The organism is Enterobacter kobei (genome assembly GCF_001729765.1).
Taxonomy (GTDB): Bacteria; Pseudomonadota; Gammaproteobacteria; order Enterobacterales; family Enterobacteriaceae; genus Enterobacter; species Enterobacter kobei.
This window is the reverse complement of record NZ_CP017181.1, coordinates 2,391,540-2,408,519: the sequence shown is the minus strand read 5'-3', so window position 1 is coordinate 2,408,519 and position 16,980 is coordinate 2,391,540. Positions and strand designations below refer to the sequence as shown.

Sequence of the window (16,980 nt, the reverse complement as noted above, 5' to 3'; positions counted from 1 at the left end):
AATAACTTTAATTAATTTAAGTTTTGGATGCGCCGATAACCATAAGGAATAATTCTCCTTGAGGTATTGGTTTATGTCGTTGAAAAAGTCATCCCTGATTGTCCTGTTCTCACTGCTTTTGTTCTTTGTGGTCAGCACCGTCACCAGCGTTGGCCTCATCATTAAAAGTAATAATTCCCTGGATAACGTCAACAAAGAGATCCAGGTTGTGCTGTCGATTATTGACCCCATCAACCATAGCCGTACGCTGCGCGTTCGCGTGATGGAGTATGTGAAGATGGTGGAAGCGGGCAACTCGGCAGACGGGGCGGCGAAGCTTGCCGCCGTGAAAGAGGCGCTGACCAAAGCGGACCACGCCTTTGCGGCCTTTATGGCTTCGCCGCGACTCACGGATGAAGCGCCGCTGGTGAGTGCCTATCAGGATGCCTGGCAAAACTACCGTAACCAGGGGCTGGCGCCGCTGATCGATGCCGCTGAGGCACACGATGTTGCTAAATTTAACGCGCTGATCCCGGAAGTTTCCCGCCTCGACCGCCAGTACGAAATCGTTCTCGACCAGGTCCTTTCCGTCCACCAGAAATACGCCAAAAGCCTGAACGAAGACGCGAGCAGTAATTTCGTCTCCGGCCTGGTGATGATTGCCGTTATCGCCTGCCTGTTTGTGCTGGTGATTGTTGCCGTCAGCCTCTTCATGAAGCGCTTCGTCTTTGCGCCGGTCAACCTGGCGCGCGAGCACTGCAGCCAGATCGCCGCGGGCAAGCTCGACATTCCGGTGCCGGTGAAGGGGAGTTCGCATAATGAAATCGACCACCTGATGGGCTCGATGGAGCAGATGCGTCAGGCACTGCTAGCCACTATTGCTCAGGTGCGCGATGCGAGCCACACCGTGACGCACGCGGCGCAGGAGATTGCCTCCGGCAATATCGACCTCGCATCACGTACCGAGCAGCAGGCTTCCGCGTTGACCCAGACGGCGGCAAGCATGGAAGAGCTGAGCGCGACGGTGGCGAACAATACCGATAACGTGTATCAGGCCGGAAAACTGGTGCAGGACGCGGTGCACAATGCCCATACCGGCGAAGCGGTGACCCGCGAGGTGATCGACACGATGAATACCATCGCGGCGAATTCGAAGCGCATCGAAGACATTACCAGCGTGATTAACAGCATTGCCTTCCAGACCAACATTCTGGCGCTGAACGCAGCGGTGGAAGCGGCGCGCGCCGGTACGCAGGGCCGCGGTTTTGCGGTAGTGGCCAGTGAAGTGCGCACCCTCGCGCAGAAAAGCGCGGTGGCGGCCAAAGACATTGAAAGCCTTATTGCGCAGTCGGTTTCCAGCGTGAAAAACGGTGCGGAGCTGGTCAACCGCTCGGGCGAGGTGATTGACTCGATTATTTCATCGGTGAACAAAGTGAATACGCTGATGGAGCAGATCTCCGTGGCTTCGGAAGAGCAGAGCCGTGGTATCAGCCAGGTCGGGCAGGCGGTGACCGAAATGGACGGCGTGACCCAGCAGAACGCCGCGCTGGTGCAGCAGTCCGCTGCGGCGGCTGCCTCGCTGGAAGAGCAGGCGCAGCAGCTTTCACGGAGTATTTCGAGTTTTAGGTTGCCGGTGCAGGCGTAATTCTTTGAATCTGCCGGGTGGCGCTGACGCTTACCCGGCCTACGAAATCTGTAGGCCCGTGCAAGCGTTAGCGCCGCCGGGCACTCGTTGCGATTGCGCATCCGTAAAAATTATTTCATTCCCCCAGAAATATTTCCCTCCCTCATCCGTCTACCTCATCACAAGCCATAATCAGTTACGATAAACGAGGTAACACCATGAGAGATTTTGAACTGCACGGCAGAGGTCACGGGCGCGGATTCGGTCGTCACCGTATGGGCAAGGGCTTAGTCATCGGCGCGGTGATTTTCATCGTGCTCGGCCTGCTGGTGATGTCCCTGTGGAACGCCTTGCTCCCGGCAATCCTTGGCGTGAAAGCCATTGGTTTCTGGCAGGCGCTGGGCATTCTGGTGCTGAGCCGCATTCTGTTTGGCGGACTGGGCTTCCGTCCCGGCATGTTTGGCGCACACCGCCGGATGCACGAGCGCTGGATGAACATGACGCCCGAACAGCGCGAGGCGTTTATTCAGCAGCGCCGCGAAGGCTTTGGTCGCCACGGGCGCGGCCACTGCGGCTGGCACGGTCATCGTGACGATAAGCGCGATGACGCTACGCCAAAAGCGCCGGACGCAGAGTGAGCGAGATGAAAGCCGGAGAGGTGGGCGGATCCCTGTTGATGTCGGCGCTCAACGCCTGCCGCGCCCGGCTGAAGGCCTTTATTCGCGGGCGAACATCCGTGCGCGACGACGCCGACGACATTTTGCAGGAAGTGACCTATCAGCTGATGAAGGTGGAGCAGCCGGTCGAAAACGTCGCCGCCTGGCTGTTCCGCGCGGCGCGTAACGAGATGACCGACCGGGCGCGTAAGAAACGCGAGGTGTCTCTCTCCGGCTATTTTACGGATGAAGAGGAGGAGGGCTTCCCGGAGGACGAGCTGGCCGAAACCCTGTTCGGTGTCCCGCAGACGCCGGAAGAGGAGTATCTCAAAACGCTGCTGTGGGAAGAGCTGGGGCAGGCCCTGTCTGAACTGCCGCCGCCGCAGCGCGAGGTGTTTGAAAAGACCGAGCTTCACGGCTACAGCATTAAAATGCTGGCAGAGGAGACGGGGGCCAGCGAACAGGCGCTGTTATCCCGCAAGCACAAGGCGGTGCTGTTTCTGCGCACGCGGTTGCGGGATATCTATGATGCCCTGACGGGCGAATAGCGGCCTCAGACAAAACCTTACACTTCCGGTACTTGTAGATTCATCACTATCGTTTATGATCGGGGCGTCTTGTCACTCTGGAATGTTATGCGCAACCGTCAGCTCCTCGGAAAATGGCTTTTGATCGTTACCTGTCTCGCGATGGCGCTTTGCCTCGTGCAGCGTGCGGTCATGCTCAACCATTTTTTACAGGGACTGGAGCCGCAGATCGCCCTGAGTGCAGACGCCCCGTCGCAAAGCAACGCCGGGGAGTCTGGGCCTTCACCCTGTCAGCTAGGCGCGCACTCCCTGCTTTGCGCGCAGCCACTGTTCTTCGACGGCGCGCTTCCGGCCATTATTATCTTCTTCGCGCTGCTGCAGCTGTTTACGCAAGGGCGGGCATTTGCGCCCGTGGAACAGCCCGTTCAGGCACCGCCTCCCCGAATACACCTTAAAAACTGCGTTTTCCGTGAATGAAAATCATCGTCATCACACGATAATTTTTCACTGTGCACGGAGTAAAACATGGTTAACCTCTTCAGGGGATTCGTCTTCCTGTGGCTGTCCTGCATCGGAATTGTCCATGCGGCGGACACAGGCTGGCTGGTCTCCCCACAAAACGATCACGCCCGCATCCGCTTTCAGGCGGAAAGGGAACAAACGCACATTAAAGGCCTGCTCACCGTTGAGCTAAAGCCCGGCTGGAAAACCTACTGGCGGTCGCCGGGCGAGGGTGGCGTCGCGCCAAAAATCACCTGGCCGCAGGGCGTTACGGATAGCTGGTCCTGGCCGGTACCGTCGCGATTCGATATCTCCGGTATGACCACGCAGGGCTATCACGATAAGGTCACGATCCCCATCGTGCTCGACGGCGTGAAGGGCGACACGCTCGACGGCACGCTCACGCTCTCCACGTGCAGTAACGTTTGTCTGCTGACGGACTACCCGCTGCACCTCGATTTTACACAGCCGGTGGATGACGGTTTCCGTCACGCCTTTGACCGCGCGATGCAGGCCGTGCCGGGCACGTCTGGCGTTTCCGCCGATCTGTCCGCCTGGCTCTCTGACGGCAACCTGGTGGTGACGGGAACGACCGACGGGAAATGGGATAATCCGGGGATCTACTTTGACCCGCTGGAGGGGGATATTCTGCCCGGCGAGCCGGCCATTAAGCACGATGGCAATACGCTTCGGGTCACGGTGCCCGTCACCGACGAATGGGGCGATAAGCCCACGTCGCTGGAAGGAAAGAGGCTGTCATTTGTACTGACCAATGGCAGTGACGCACAGCAAACCACGATGACCGTTGGCGCTACGCCCGCCGAGCCTTCCGCCCCAGGCGGGACGGGCAAAATGGTGCTCTTTGCCCTGCTGGGCGGGCTGATCCTCAACCTGATGCCGTGCGTGCTGCCGGTGATGGGAATGAAGCTTAACAGTATTCTGCAGGCGGGTTCGGACAGACGCGTCATCAGGCTGCGCTTCCTGGCAACCAGCGCCGGGATCCTCACCTCCTTTATGCTGCTGGCCGCCATGGTGACCGGGCTGAAGCTGGCCGGGGCGTCCCTGGGCTGGGGCATTCAGTTCCAGAACCCGTGGTTTATCGGGCTGATGGTTACCGTGACCTTCCTCTTTGCGCTGAACCTGTTTGGAACGTTTGAGATGCTGCTGCCTTCTGCCGCTACCGGGCGACTGGCTACGGCAGGCGGGGCGGGGCTTGGCGGCAGTTTCTGCGAAGGGATGTTTGCTACGCTGCTAGCCACGCCGTGCTCCGCACCGTTCCTCGGTACCGCAGTTGCCTTTGCCCTTGGCGCGCCGCTGCACGCCCTGTGGCTCATCTTCCTGATGCTCGGCGTGGGCATGAGCCTGCCGTGGCTGTTTGTCGCCCTGGTGCCCAAAACGGCCATGCTGCTGCCGAAGCCTGGCCGCTGGATGAACACGCTTAAAGCGATCCTGGGCCTGATGATGCTGGCCTCCAGCCTCTGGCTGGCGACGCTGCTGAGCCTGCATCTGGGGGCAATGGTGAGTCAGATCGTGGTGCTGGTGCTGATTGTTGTCGCGCTGGTGCTGTTCGCGTTGAAGGGGCAAACCTCCTCGCCGTTGTTCTGGATCGTGGTCATCGCGCTGTCGGCGTTTGGCGGGTATCAGCTGCGCGGAGTGTTTACCTCGCCGCCGGACGCTCCGGCGCAACATATCGCTGAGACCATCCCGTGGCAGCCACTGAGTGAAGACGCCATCCAGCAGGCGCTTTCTCAGGGGAAACGGGTGTTTGTGGATATTTCGGCGGACTGGTGTGTGACCTGCAAAGTTAACGAGCATCGGGTCCTGAATCAGCCAGACATCATTGCCGCGCTGAGTCAGCCGGACGTAGTGGCGCTGCGCAGTGACTGGAGCCAGCCGTCCGTCTTTATCGCGGTTTTTCTGGCGAAGCGAAACCGCTACGCTATTCCGTTTAATGCGGTATATGGCCCTGGTCTGCCGGAGGGCGAAATCCTCTCGCCGCTGCTGGATAAACGCACCCTGGTCACCACCCTGAACAACGCAAAAGGCTAAACGTATTATGAAAAAATTCCTTATCACGCTGATGCTCCTGCTGGCCTCGGCTCAGGCGATGGCCGCTCAGCCGCTGACGCCAGATCAGGAGCAACGTGCGCAGAAGATGATCGCAGATTTTCTGTTTAACGATCCGAATTCCCCGCGTATCGGCGCGAAAAATCCGAAGCTCACCCTGGTGGTGTTTACCGACTACAACTGCCCGTACTGCAAGAAATTCGACCCCTATCTGGAGAAGATCGTAGAAAAACATCCCGATGTCGCCGTGGTGTTTAAGTTTTTACCTTACCGCTCGGAAAGTTCGCTGACCGCGGCGCGCGATGCGCTCACGCTCTGGCGTCAGGATCCCGGGGAGTTTATGAAACTGAACAATACCCTGATGGCTAAAAAGGGGTACCACGATGACGCCAGCATTCAGGAAGCGCAGAAACGGGCAGGGGTCAGCGTTACCACGCCTGATGAGGAGAGTCTGATGACGATCAAGCGCAGCCTGCTTGTCGCGGAAAAAATGGGCATTCAGGGTACGCCCGCCACGCTGATTGGTGAGGGATTGCTGCCCGGCTGGGTGCCTTTTGAACAGTTCGATGAAATCGTCAGCGACGCGCTGAAAAACCGCTAACCTGAAGGGGGCGTGATGCCCCCGATAAACCGGAGAGGGATATGAAAAAATTACTGTTACTTTCGGCACTGGCGACCTCAGGGCTGGTTCAGGCGGCTGACGCTATACCGGATGTGGTTAAGCACTTCAGCGAGCAGCAGAACATTACAATCATCAAGAAGCTGGATGCTCCCGGCGGCGCGCCGGCCTGGCTGGGGCAATATCAGGACATGGGGGTGACGCTCTTTTTAACCCCGGACGGCAAGCACGTGATTTCGGGCTATCTGTACGATGACAAAGGGAAAAACCTCAGCGAGGGGTATTTCCAGAAAGAGATCTATGCCCCGATGGGACGCGAAATGTGGAAGACGCTCAACGCGGCGCATCCCCTGAAGGAAGGGGCGGATAACGCGCCGCGCAAAGTCTTCGTCTTCGCCGATCCGTTCTGTCCGTACTGCAAGCAGTTCTGGTCAGAGGCGCAGCCGTGGGTCAAGGCGGGCAAGGTCCAGCTGAATACGCTGCTGGTGGCGTTTCTTAACCCTAACAGCGGACGTAACGCTGCCGCGATCCTGAATGCGAAAGATCCGGTCTCGGCCTGGCGCGAATACGAGCTCTCCGGTGGCAAAAAGTTACCGAAACCTGAGGGGGAAGGGTCTCGCGAAACGGTAGCGATCCTGCAGAAACACCAGGCGCTGATGGACAGTCTGGGGGCCAACGCCACCCCGGCCATATACTATATGAACGCGGAAAATGAGCTGCAGCAGGTTGTCGGGATGCCGGACGCGCAGCAGCTTGAAGCGATGTTCGGGCCGAAGCCGTAAAGAACGCAGGCAGAAACAGGACGTTTCTGCCCGGTCTTCCGGTTAGCTACCCCAGCGTCCTTTGAGATAGTTGACCGCCTGCTGCGTCTGCGGCTTGTTCAGGTAGTCTTCCCGGAACAGGATGGTGCCGTTGACGTTGGGCAGCGAATCATTGAGATCGAGCTGTTTTTTCAGTTCCGGCACGCCGCCCTGAACCGTCCAGTCCGGCTCATTTTTCGACGGTTCGCCCACTTTGTAGAACGCGATGCCGATGTACAGACGCGTGTGGGTCGGCTTCACGACGTCGGCCCACCATTTGGTCAGTACGTCATAGCGCGCGGCATCCCGGGAGAAGGGCCAGTAAATCTGCGGGGCGATGTAGTCCAGCAGGCCCTGCTGCACCCACTGACGCGTATCGGCGTAGGATTCATCGTAGGCGGCGGCACCCCGGGTGTCGGAGCCTGCCGGGTCAAAGGAGCGGTTACGCCACACGCCAGCCGGGCTGACGCCAAACTCAACGTCGGGTTTGGTTTGTTTTATCGCGCGGGAAACCTGAACGATCAGCTGATGCGTGTTGTGTCTTCGCCAGTCGGCCTTAGAGGCAAATCCCTGTCCGTACTGCCGGTAAGTCTGAGAATCATTCAGCGCGGATCCCGGTGATTCGGCATAAAAGTAATCATCAAACTGCACGCCGTCTATCGGGTAGTTCGCCACGACTTCCGTGACGACACGGGTTATCCAGTCGCGCACTTCCGGAATGCCGGGATCGAGCACGAAGCGATCGCCCGAGACGCGTACCCACTCCGGGTGCTGGACATAGACGCTGGACGGGGTCTGATACGCCGTCCGTTTCAGGGCAGCGATGGTTGACGGCTTCGTGTTGGTCGACACGCGGTACGGGTTGAACCAGGCATGGACTTTCATACCGCGCTTGTGCGCTTCATCCAGCATAAACTGAAGCGGATCGTATCCCGGATATTCGCCGATGTTGCCCGTCAGCATATCTGACCACGGTAATATTTTTGATGACCAGAGTGCCGTGCTGTCCGGCTTTACCTGGAAAAACACCGTGTTAATCCCAAGGTGTTTAAGGTTATCGAGCTTGGCGATAAGCGCCTGCTTTTGCATTGCGATGCGCTGGTCAGCGCTGGTGCCATTCACCGAGGCCACCGGTGGCCAGTCGAGGCGAGAGACGGTCGCAAGCCAGATCCCGCGCATCGGCTCGTTTGCCTGTTGGGTCGGTTTGCTGACGGTGGGGAGCGGGGTAACTAATGATTTTGGTGGTTTTGAGGAGCAGCTTACAAGTAAAAGTGCGCAGCCAGCCAGCGCACCGATCCGTTTTACGTGTCGCGTCATTTGCGTATTAGCTCTTGATAATCCGACTGTTAGCCCAGGGATTAAAGGCGGGTGCCTCCTGTTCTTTATGTCCCTCGTCGTGGAGGGAATCCAGATACAGGGCTTCGACCTCCGCGCGTGCCCACGGGGTACGGCGCAGAAATTTCAGGCTCGATTTAACGCTGGGGTCTTTTCTGAAACAGTTAATTTTGATGCGGTCACCCAACTCGCTCCAGCCATATTTCGCCACCAGGGCGTTGACCATCATCTCCAGCGTGACGCCATGCAAAGGATCGTTAGAAATGTGTGCAGTCATAGGTGTCCGGATGTCTCAATTTTTGTGGGGGTGGAGTTACCGGTGAAAGGGTACAAGAAAGCAGGGGAAGCGGCAATTTAAGCGTGAAATTCTTCACCCCCGAGGGGTGAAGAAAGAGGAACGTTCGTTTACTTTTTGTCTTTAAACAGTTCAGGTGCCCACGGTGTCGGATCAACCTCCATAAACGGCGCGCGCTCGAAGCGATCCTTCAGCGCCCACGGCACCGTGCAATCAAAGATGGTCTTGCAGGAGATGCCGTTTCCGCGAATTGAGTTGCTGTAATCCGGCGACTGAGACGGATCCAGCTGGTGACCGCGGATCCCCGGAATATTCGTGATGCTGACATCGCCCTGCATACGGGTGGTCATCGCCCACAGGATGTCGTCGCTGTCGAAAATATCCACGTCTTCATCGACAAGGATAATGTTTTTCAGCTCCGAATAGGTGGCTAACGCGATAAGTGCTGCCTGGCCCTGGCGTCCTTCATCTGACGGCTGGCGTTTTTTCACCTGCAAAATACCCAGGAATTTACCGCCACCCGCGGTATGCGCATAGACGTTTTGCAGGAAGCCCGGAATCGCCTCCTCAACCGCATTGCGGATGCTGGCCTCCGTCGGCAAACCGGCCAGGGTGGTATGTTCTTCTCCGGGGCCCACCAGCGTTTGCAGGATAGCCTGATGGCGCATGGTCACCGCTTTTACTTTGATCACGGGCAGAGACGGGTTCGCCTTACCGCAGTAGCCCGGGAATTCCGGCATCGCGTGGCCGGTGTTGGTATGCTGATCTTCTCTTACGCGCACGCCGGGAAGCAGTTCGCCTTCAATGATAATTTCCGCCCGCGCAATGGCTTTCTCTTTTACCGCCACGCCCTGTACCAGCTCGACCGGCTGCTGGCGCAACGCCCCGGCGACGCCCAGCTCATTGTAACCAAACGGTGTGGTGGGGGCCTCAAAACACGCGCCGATATAGATAGCGGGATCGAGCCCCATGTTGATCGTCACCGGCAGCGGTTTTCCGGCCGCTTCCGCTTTTTTGCGAAAGACTTCAATATGGCGACCGGCGGCCAGGAACATGGATAGCTCATCGCGCTCCTGCACGCAAAGGCGGTGGATGGTGACATCCGTCAGCGAGCTGTCCTCCGGATCGCTTGCCAGCACCAGTCCCAGGCAGAAGAACGGGCCTGCATCAATCGGCGTATTGGTTGGTGCTGGCAGCAGTTTGCGCAGATCGAAGTCCGGATCGTCAGCGTAGAAGACCTGCTCCTGACAAGGGGCCTGCGAGGCCGGGACGACAACGGGTGCGACCGGTTTTTTCACCGCCTGACCGACATGTTTTGCCAGTTCAGAAGGCGCACAGCCTAACAAAAGTGCCGCGCGTTCACGGCTGGCGTGCATGCCCACCAGAATGCGCGAGCCCGGATAGCCCTTCACGCTGTTGAACATCATGGCCGGCCCCGTGCGGGTCGGGCGTTTTACCGTACCGCCCGCGCCAATATGACGATACACACCTGCCAGCTCTGCATTAGGATCGACGGGATGATCGGTTTCAATATACTGGCCTTCGTGGCGCTGCAGTAAGGCGATGGCACTTCTGAGATCGTTGACTGAGTTTTCCATATTTTCCTCCCTCGGTTGAATACCTCCATTTTTACGACAATGACCCATGGCATCAATTGCATCATTACTGCTAAATTGATAATAAATTTATTATCAAAAAAGGAAGTCTCCCGTGCAGTTTCGTCAGATGCGCCATTTCATTGTCGTTGCCGAAGAACTCCACATGCACCGGGCCGCCGAGCGTTTAAACATGGCGCAACCGGCGCTGAGCCAGCAGATAAAGGCGCTGGAAGAACGTTTAGGCGTCACGCTCTTTAGCCGGGCGAACCGTCGCTTAACCCTGACGCCCGCGGGCGACGCGTTTCTGGTGAAGGCCAGGCTCGCCATCTCCCTGACTGAGCAGGCGGTACTGGACGCCAGGCAAACGGCGAGAGGCGAGCAGGGGGTGTTAAACCTGGGATGCGTGTCGAGTGCGATGTTCGACGGTAAGCTGCCCGCTGCACTGCGCCAGATGCACAGCCGCTGGCCGGCGATAACCATGTCTTTGATGACGGGCAATGTGCAGACGCTCTATGCCGCCGTGCAAAGTAACCAGCTGGATGTGGCGATTATTCGGGCACCGCTGCCATCGCTGCCTGACGATCTGCAAAGCCGGCCGTTCACCTCAGAAAAAACGGTGCTGGCGCTGTATCGCCAGCATCCTCTGGCCGACTCTTCCGCTCTGACGCTCGCGTCAGTGAAGGATGAAAAATGGATCTCGCTTCGCGATCCGGAGGGCATGGGGCTGGAGCAGTACTTTTATGACGTCTGTAGCGGGGCGGGTTTCCAGCCGGACGTAGTGCAGAATGCGACGGATGTTCCCACGGTGATAAGCCTGGTCTCCGCGGGATTTGGTCTGGCGTTGCTGCCTGCGTCAGCAAAGGCAGTGAGTGTCGAGAATGTCGTTTACGTGGACATTCTCGACCGTCTCAGGGAAAGCGAACTGACGCTGGTGTGCCACCGAATTATTCGCTCAGAAGTGCTTAAAAAATTTCTGGTGACCCTCGAGCACACCTGACGGCGTCATCCGCTTATTTCACGCTGCTGGCGTCCCGGTTGGTATAGGTAACGGGAACCCAGGCATAGCCACCGTTTTCACCTTTGGTGACATAGCCGATACCCGGGAACGGCAGATGGGGCGCGGCAATCAGGTCTCTGTTTTTCACAAAGTCCGCAAACGCCTGTTCGCGCACGCTTGCCGCTTTGTTCTGATCTTCATCGTAGGTGATGGTCACACCAGGCTGCGGGAACTGGACCGCCCCGGCATGAATGATGTCGCCGACAAAGGTGATCTTCTCGCCTTTGCTTGTCAGCGTGTAGAAGGCTGAACCCGGCGTATGGCCGGGATGAACCGTGCCGGTCAGCCCCGGAAGAATCTCAGCCGTGCCGCTAAAAGGCACCACTTTACCGGCGTCAAGATAGGGCTTTAAGGTCTTCTGCGCGACGTCAAAGTAGTTCTTGCCGTAGCCGGTTTTCTTTTGATTATCGTCGTTAAAGAAAAAGTCGACGTCGGGTTTGCCAACGAAAACGCGTGCGTTGCTGAATACCACCTTGCCGTCTTTGACCAGACCGCCCGCGTGATCGGAGTGGGCGTGGGTCAGCAGGACTTCAGTAATGTCCTCGGGTTTAACCCCTTGCGTGGCGAGGCTTTCAACCAGGCGTCCACCCGCATCAGGACCAAAGAGCTGGCCCGAGCCGGTATCCACCAGAATTTTATGTCCGGGGATCGCAATCAGGAACGCGTTAATGGAGACCTCGGCCGGGTTGGTCTGGAAATTTTTCGCGAGCAGCGCATCAATCTTTTGCGGCGTTGTCCGGCGCAGCAGCTTATGCAGATCCTGCGCGACGGTTCCGTCGGTAAAAGACGTGACAATGACATCGCCGACCTGCACGCGGTAACCGCCCGCCGGTTGTTTAACGACGTGCTGGGGCGTTTCTGCCGAAGCCTGCAGCACAGGGTAGAAAAGCAGTGAACTGGACATCAGCGTGGAAAGAGCAAGTTTTTTCATGGTAAGCATACGCGTCTCCTTTGAAAGTGCTCATCTTACTCATAGCGGCCGTAGAGCAGCGAGTTTCCTCTACACCAGCATGTAATACCAGAACAGGGCAACTTCGTCTTTTTCCGGTAAAGCGTTGTACAGATAACGGTCGTATCCGCCCAGGGTGAAACCGTAGTTTCGGTAAAACAGACAGGCCGAGACGTTCACATTTTGGGTTTCCAGCCGCAGTCCGGGCGCGTTTACGCTTCGCGCCCACACGTGCGCGGCGGCCATCAGTTTTTGTGCTGCGCCGGTTCTGCGTTTTGTACGATCTACGGCTATGTAATCCACCGAGATAAACTTATTCCAGCCAATTGATGCAGTAATAAAGCCGGCTATTTCACCCTCGTCCGTTTCTGCAACAAGAAATATGGCGTCCGGGTTAACACAATGATTTTCAAGTGTCTGGATATCGAGCTCGTAGGTTTTTATCCAGGGCTCGGCGATAGCTTCAATATGCAAATCACAATGGAGAAAAGGCTCTCGTGCAATGTGGTTAACGGTGAAAGAGAAGTCACAACATTCGAGGCGTACGAGGTCGGTATTTAATCCTTTTCGAATCTGCATAGTATTCCCGGTAGTGAGTGAGTTCATAAAGAATAGACGAAGCGGTTAAATCCGCTGAGCCAACATACTTTTAATCCTGAACTAAGCTTGTACTTCGTTCCGCGTAAAATGTGGGTCATTCGAGGACAATGAATGGAATTCAGGACATTTCAAAAGCAGTGGGGTGCTGAGTTTATTTCCGATGACGTTGTACGTTTTCGCGTCTGGGCAGAAGGACAGAAAGCGCTGACGCTACGTCTGGCCGTCACCGACGTGCCGATGACGGCAGTGGGTAACGGTTGGTTTCAGGCAGACGTTCCGGGCGTTACGCACGGCACAGAGTATCAGTTTGTCCTGCAGGACGGCATGACGGTGCCCGATCCCGCGTCTCGCGCACAGGCGAGAGACGTTAACGGCCCCTCCATCGTTATCGATCCCCGACGTTATCAGCCGGTTAACCGGGACTGGTCAGGGCGGCCGTGGGAAGAGACGGTTATCTATGAACTGCACATTGGCACGTTTACCCCGGAGGGGACCTTCCGGGCCGCGATTGAAAAACTCCCTTACCTGGCAGAACTGGGTATTACCCAGCTTGAAGTTATGCCCGTGTCTCAGTTTGGCGGATCCCGCGGCTGGGGATACGACGGTGTGTTGCTTTATGCTCCGCACGCCGCATACGGTACGCCAGAGGATTTCCACGCGTTAATCGATGCCGCGCACGGTCTTGGGCTTTCCGTGGTGCTGGATATCGTACTCAACCACTTCGGCCCGGAAGGCAACTATCTCCCGTTGCTGTCGCCTGCCTTTTTCGATGCAGAGCGGATGACGCCCTGGGGCAACGGAATCGCCTACGAGCGCGAGCCGGTAAGACATTACATTACCGATGCGCCGCTCTACTGGCTGACCGAGTACCGCCTGGACGGCCTGCGTTTTGATGCCATCGACCAGATTAAAGACAGCTCGAAGACGCATATTCTCCAGGAAATTGCAGAGAAGATCCGTGAGGCGATCCCGAACCGTCATGTTCACCTGACCACGGAAGACAGCCGCAACGTCATTTTCCTGCATCCGCGTGATGAGCACGGCAATACGCCGCTGTTTACCGCTGAGTGGAATGATGATTTCCACAACGCGGCTCACGTGTTTGCCACCGGTGAGACGCACGCGTACTACCAGGATTTTGCGTTTGAACCAGAGAAAAAATTCGCCCGGGCGCTGGCAGAAGGGTTTGTCTACCAGGGCGAGGTTTCGCTGCAAACCGGCCAGTCCCGCGGGGTGGAGTGTCACACGCAGCCACCGCAGTTCTTCGTTGATTTTATTCAGAACCACGATCAGACCGGGAATCGCGCCCATGGTGAGCGGCTTATCACCCTCGCAGGTGCCAATAAAACCCGTGTGCTGCTTGCTGCACTACTGCTTTCCCCCCATATCCCGCTGCTGTTTATGGGCGAGGAGTTTGGTGAATCACATCCGTTCCTGTTCTTCACCGATTTTCACGGCGATCTGGCCGACGCGGTGCGGGAAGGGCGCGCAAAAGAGTTTACTGGCCATGCCGGGCACGATGACGCTGTCCCGGACCCGAATGACGTGAACACCTTTGTCCGCTCAAAGCTTGACTGGAATAAAATTGCCACCGACGACGGCAAAACGTGGCTCCGCTTCACGCGCCATCTGCTTACGCTGCGTCATCGTTATATCGTTCCGCTTCTGCATGAGGGAAGTCGCGTCGAGGGCAAGGTGATCGGGACGGCACCCGGTATGGTGGCCGTAAGCTGGCGCTTCCCGTCCGGAACGCTTTCGCTGGCGCTCAATATCGGCAATAAATCTGTCAAACCGCCCGCTCTCCCGGGGGAGACGCGCTTCGCCTGGCCGGAGGTAACCGACATTTTGCCGCCGAACAGTATTGTCGTTCGCTTTGCTGATGGAGAAGCATCGTTATGATCCCTTCCGCCACGTACCGTATACAGTTCCGTAATGGCATGACCTTCGATCGCGTTGTCGCGCTGGTACCCTATCTGAAAGACCTCGGCATCAGCCACCTTTATGCCTCCCCGGTGTTTACTGCCACAACGGATTCCACGCACGGCTATGACGTCACCAACCCGAATGAAATAGACCCTGCGATCGGCGGACGCGAAGGTTTCGACCGAATGTCCGCGGCGCTTAAGCAGGCCGGCATGGGGCTGATACTGGATATTGTCCCTAACCATATGTCGACTTCTCTGGAAAACACCTGGTGGCGGGACGTGATTGAGTACGGACAGCAGAGCCGCTATTTCCGCTATTTCGATATCGACGGGTCTCGCCCGCTGACGCTGCCGTTTCTCGGGGACACCTTTGAGGCGGAGCTGGAGAAGGGAGCCATTACTTTAAAACGTGACCCTGTCACAAACAAAGCCGCTCTGATCTATTACGACACCGCATATCCGCTCAACCCGGGCACGTTCAGCGAGGATAAGAGCCTTGCGGAACTGCATGAAGCACAAAGCTGGCGATTGATGTCCTGGCGGGAAGCGCCGAAACAGCTTTCGTGGCGACGTTTCTTTGAGATTACCGGTCTGGTGGGCGTGCGGGTTGAAGATGACGCGGTATTCGACGATACGCATCGCCTCATCCTTGAACTGGTTCACGCGGGTGTGGTGGACGGTCTGCGGATCGACCATATCGACGGTCTGGCCGATCCGCTGGGCTATCTGCAGCGCCTGCGGCAGGCAACCGGACCGGACTGTTATATCACGGTCGAGAAAATTCTCGCTAAAGGAGAACAGCTTCCCGCCGAGTGGCCCGTCTCCGGTACTACCGGGTACGAATTTATCGCTTCGCTGGCGGAAGTGCTGGTCGACGACGATATCCTGTCGCGTCTGGAAAAAATTCACGACGAGACGCTGGGGGTAACGGTCGATCGCCACGCGGAACTGCGCGATGCGAAAGGCCTGATGACCGATCGTAACTTTGAGGGCGAGTTCACCACGCTGCTTAATCTTGCAGACGATCTGGCCCGCCGCAATGACGTTGCGCTGCAGCGCGATGATATTCACCACGCGTTACGCGAGCTGCTTATCGCCTTTCCGGTGTACCGCACCTACGGCACCCGGGAGGGGTTAACCCCGCCAGATGTCGCGCTGCTTAACCGCGTGGTCGCCAGCGTAGAGACATCCGAAGCCGCCCTGAGCCTGATAGTCCGCATTCTTACCGGCGATTTGCCGGAAGAGTGCCGCGAGTCCGCCGCGCTTTTCAGAACCCGCTTTCAGCAGTTGACTGGGCCGCTGATGGCGAAGTCCGTTGAAGACACGCTGTTCTTTCGTCATAACCTGGAGCTGGCGCTTAATGAAGTGGGCGCCGACCCGACGCCGCGCGCGTTCTCGCTATCCCGCTTTCATCAGGAGATGCGCATTCGTCTGGCCCGTCAGCCCGATGCGCTGCTGGGCACCTCCACGCACGATACCAAGCGCGGGGAAGATGCCCGGGCCCGGCTTTACACCCTGACGGAGGCCCCGGAACAGTGGGGCGAAAATCTGGCCCGCTGGCGCCAGATGAACCAGACCCAGGTGCGGTTTCTCAATGACGGTACCGCGCCAAACGCCGCCGACACCTGGATGATCTATCAGGCGCTGGCAGGCGTCTGGCCGGCCACGCTGTCGCCGGACGACGCCGACGGGCTTGCCTCGCTGGAGGCGCGTTTTATCGCTTTCCTCGAAAAAGCGCTGCGCGAGGCGAAACAGCGCACAGACTGGATCGACAGCAACGAGAGCTATGAGAGCGTGGTGCTGCGCTATGCCCGGCACCTGCTTTCACCTGACAACACGCTGTTTCTGCATGATTTCAGCGAGTCCATGCGGCCCTTTATCCGCGCCGGACTGATGAACAGCCTCAGCCAGACGGTGATTAAGCTGACGGCGCCCGGCGTGCCGGATATCTATCAGGGCAGCGAGGCGCTTAACGTTAGCCTTGTCGATCCGGATAACCGCCGCGAGCCGGACTTTCCGACGCTGGTGCAAAACCTCAGCGTGGCGAATGCCGGTATGTTTGAAAACCCGGCGTGCTGGCAGGACGGAAGGGTGAAGCAGTTTGTCACCGCTACGCTCCTGCGTCTGCGTCCACACTATCCCGGGCTGTTTCGCTATGGCGACTGGCTGCCGCTTAAAGTGTCCGGCGATCGGGAGGAGCATCTGATTGTCTATGCGCGGGTGAAAGACGGCGAGGTGCTGATTGTTGCCGTGCCGCGACTGGTTTTTGGCGTCACCGATAACCGCACGCTGTGGGGCAATACCACGGTGGCGATACCCGAGGCGCTGGCAGGAAAACGCTATCGGGATCTGTTCAGCGGTGAAAGCCGCATGCTGCAAGAGACGCTGGATTTAACGTCGGAAAAGGGATGTGTACTGGTTCTGCTTACCTGCGAATAATCGTGGAGA

At 57.6% G+C, this 16,980-nt stretch carries 15 protein-coding genes; 10 read left to right on the top strand and 5 right to left on the bottom strand.

Going from position 1 to position 16,980, the window contains the following annotated elements:
• The first annotated feature begins 73 nt into the window (after positions 1-73).
• From BFV64_RS11640 to dsbG, 7 genes are all read left to right on the top strand, one after another.
• Complete coding sequence (locus BFV64_RS11640) at positions 74-1,624, top strand: methyl-accepting chemotaxis protein (protein ID WP_032636463.1); 1,551 nt, start codon at positions 74-76, stop codon at positions 1,622-1,624.
• Between the two features lie 197 nt (positions 1,625-1,821).
• Complete coding sequence (locus BFV64_RS11635; RefSeq protein WP_023292366.1) at positions 1,822-2,241, top strand: hypothetical protein; 420 nt, start codon at positions 1,822-1,824, stop codon at positions 2,239-2,241.
• Between the two features lie 5 nt (positions 2,242-2,246).
• Positions 2,247-2,807, top strand: coding sequence for an RNA polymerase sigma factor (locus tag BFV64_RS11630; RefSeq protein WP_014883881.1), 561 nt, complete (start codon positions 2,247-2,249; stop codon positions 2,805-2,807).
• Positions 2,808-2,894: 87 nt separating this feature from the next.
• Positions 2,895-3,263 carry a hypothetical protein gene (locus tag BFV64_RS11625; RefSeq protein WP_014883880.1) on the top strand — a complete coding sequence of 123 codons (369 nt, stop codon included), beginning with the start codon at positions 2,895-2,897 and terminating at the stop codon, positions 3,261-3,263.
• A gap of 48 nt (positions 3,264-3,311) precedes the next feature.
• Positions 3,312-5,336, top strand: a complete 2,025-nt coding sequence (locus tag BFV64_RS11620; RefSeq protein ID WP_069602099.1) for a protein-disulfide reductase DsbD family protein — start codon at positions 3,312-3,314, stop codon at positions 5,334-5,336.
• Positions 5,337-5,343: 7 nt separating this feature from the next.
• A complete protein-coding gene (locus tag BFV64_RS11615) occupies positions 5,344-5,955 on the top strand; it encodes a DsbA family protein (RefSeq protein WP_045282121.1) in 612 nt (203 codons plus the stop codon).
• Positions 5,956-5,996: 41 nt separating this feature from the next.
• Positions 5,997-6,755 (top strand): thiol:disulfide interchange protein DsbG, encoded by a 759-nt coding sequence (dsbG, locus tag BFV64_RS11610; RefSeq protein ID WP_014883877.1) that lies wholly within the window; start codon positions 5,997-5,999, stop codon positions 6,753-6,755.
• Between the two features lie 42 nt (positions 6,756-6,797).
• On the opposite strand, the gene BFV64_RS11605 is transcribed toward dsbG, so the two are convergent.
• The 3 genes from BFV64_RS11605 to BFV64_RS11595 all read right to left on the bottom strand — a co-directional run bounded on the left by BFV64_RS11605 (position 6,798) and on the right by BFV64_RS11595 (position 10,001).
• Positions 6,798-8,090, bottom strand: a complete 1,293-nt coding sequence (locus BFV64_RS11605; RefSeq protein ID WP_069602098.1) for a glycoside hydrolase family 10-like protein — start codon at positions 8,088-8,090, stop codon at positions 6,798-6,800.
• A 7-nt stretch (positions 8,091-8,097) separates the two neighbouring features.
• Positions 8,098-8,385, bottom strand: a complete 288-nt coding sequence (locus tag BFV64_RS11600) for a VF530 family protein (RefSeq protein WP_014883875.1) — start codon at positions 8,383-8,385, stop codon at positions 8,098-8,100.
• Between the two features lie 128 nt (positions 8,386-8,513).
• Positions 8,514-10,001, bottom strand: coding sequence for a UbiD family decarboxylase (locus BFV64_RS11595; RefSeq protein ID WP_069602097.1), 1,488 nt, complete (start codon positions 9,999-10,001; stop codon positions 8,514-8,516).
• A 112-nt stretch (positions 10,002-10,113) separates the two neighbouring features.
• On the opposite strand from BFV64_RS11595, the gene BFV64_RS11590 reads away from it, so the two are divergent.
• Complete coding sequence (locus BFV64_RS11590; protein WP_023330447.1) at positions 10,114-10,998, top strand: LysR substrate-binding domain-containing protein; 885 nt, start codon at positions 10,114-10,116, stop codon at positions 10,996-10,998.
• A 13-nt stretch (positions 10,999-11,011) separates the two neighbouring features.
• Here the strand turns inward: BFV64_RS11590 and BFV64_RS11585 are convergent, their stop codons facing one another.
• Entirely contained in the window at positions 11,012-11,998 is a 987-nt protein-coding gene (locus tag BFV64_RS11585) for an MBL fold metallo-hydrolase (RefSeq protein ID WP_023330446.1), read from the bottom strand.
• Positions 11,999-12,058: 60 nt separating this feature from the next.
• Positions 12,059-12,586 carry a GNAT family N-acetyltransferase gene (locus tag BFV64_RS11580; protein ID WP_023330445.1) on the bottom strand — a complete coding sequence of 176 codons (528 nt, stop codon included), beginning with the start codon at positions 12,584-12,586 and terminating at the stop codon, positions 12,059-12,061.
• 132 nt (positions 12,587-12,718) lie between these two features.
• On the opposite strand from BFV64_RS11580, the gene treZ reads away from it, so the two are divergent.
• A complete protein-coding gene (treZ, locus tag BFV64_RS11575) occupies positions 12,719-14,506 on the top strand; it encodes a malto-oligosyltrehalose trehalohydrolase (RefSeq protein WP_023330444.1) in 1,788 nt (595 codons plus the stop codon).
• Positions 14,503-16,971 (top strand): malto-oligosyltrehalose synthase, encoded by a 2,469-nt coding sequence (gene treY, locus BFV64_RS11570; protein ID WP_049010573.1) that lies wholly within the window; start codon positions 14,503-14,505, stop codon positions 16,969-16,971. The genes treZ and treY overlap by 4 nt, the downstream gene beginning before the upstream one ends.
• Positions 16,972-16,980 lie beyond the last annotated feature (9 nt).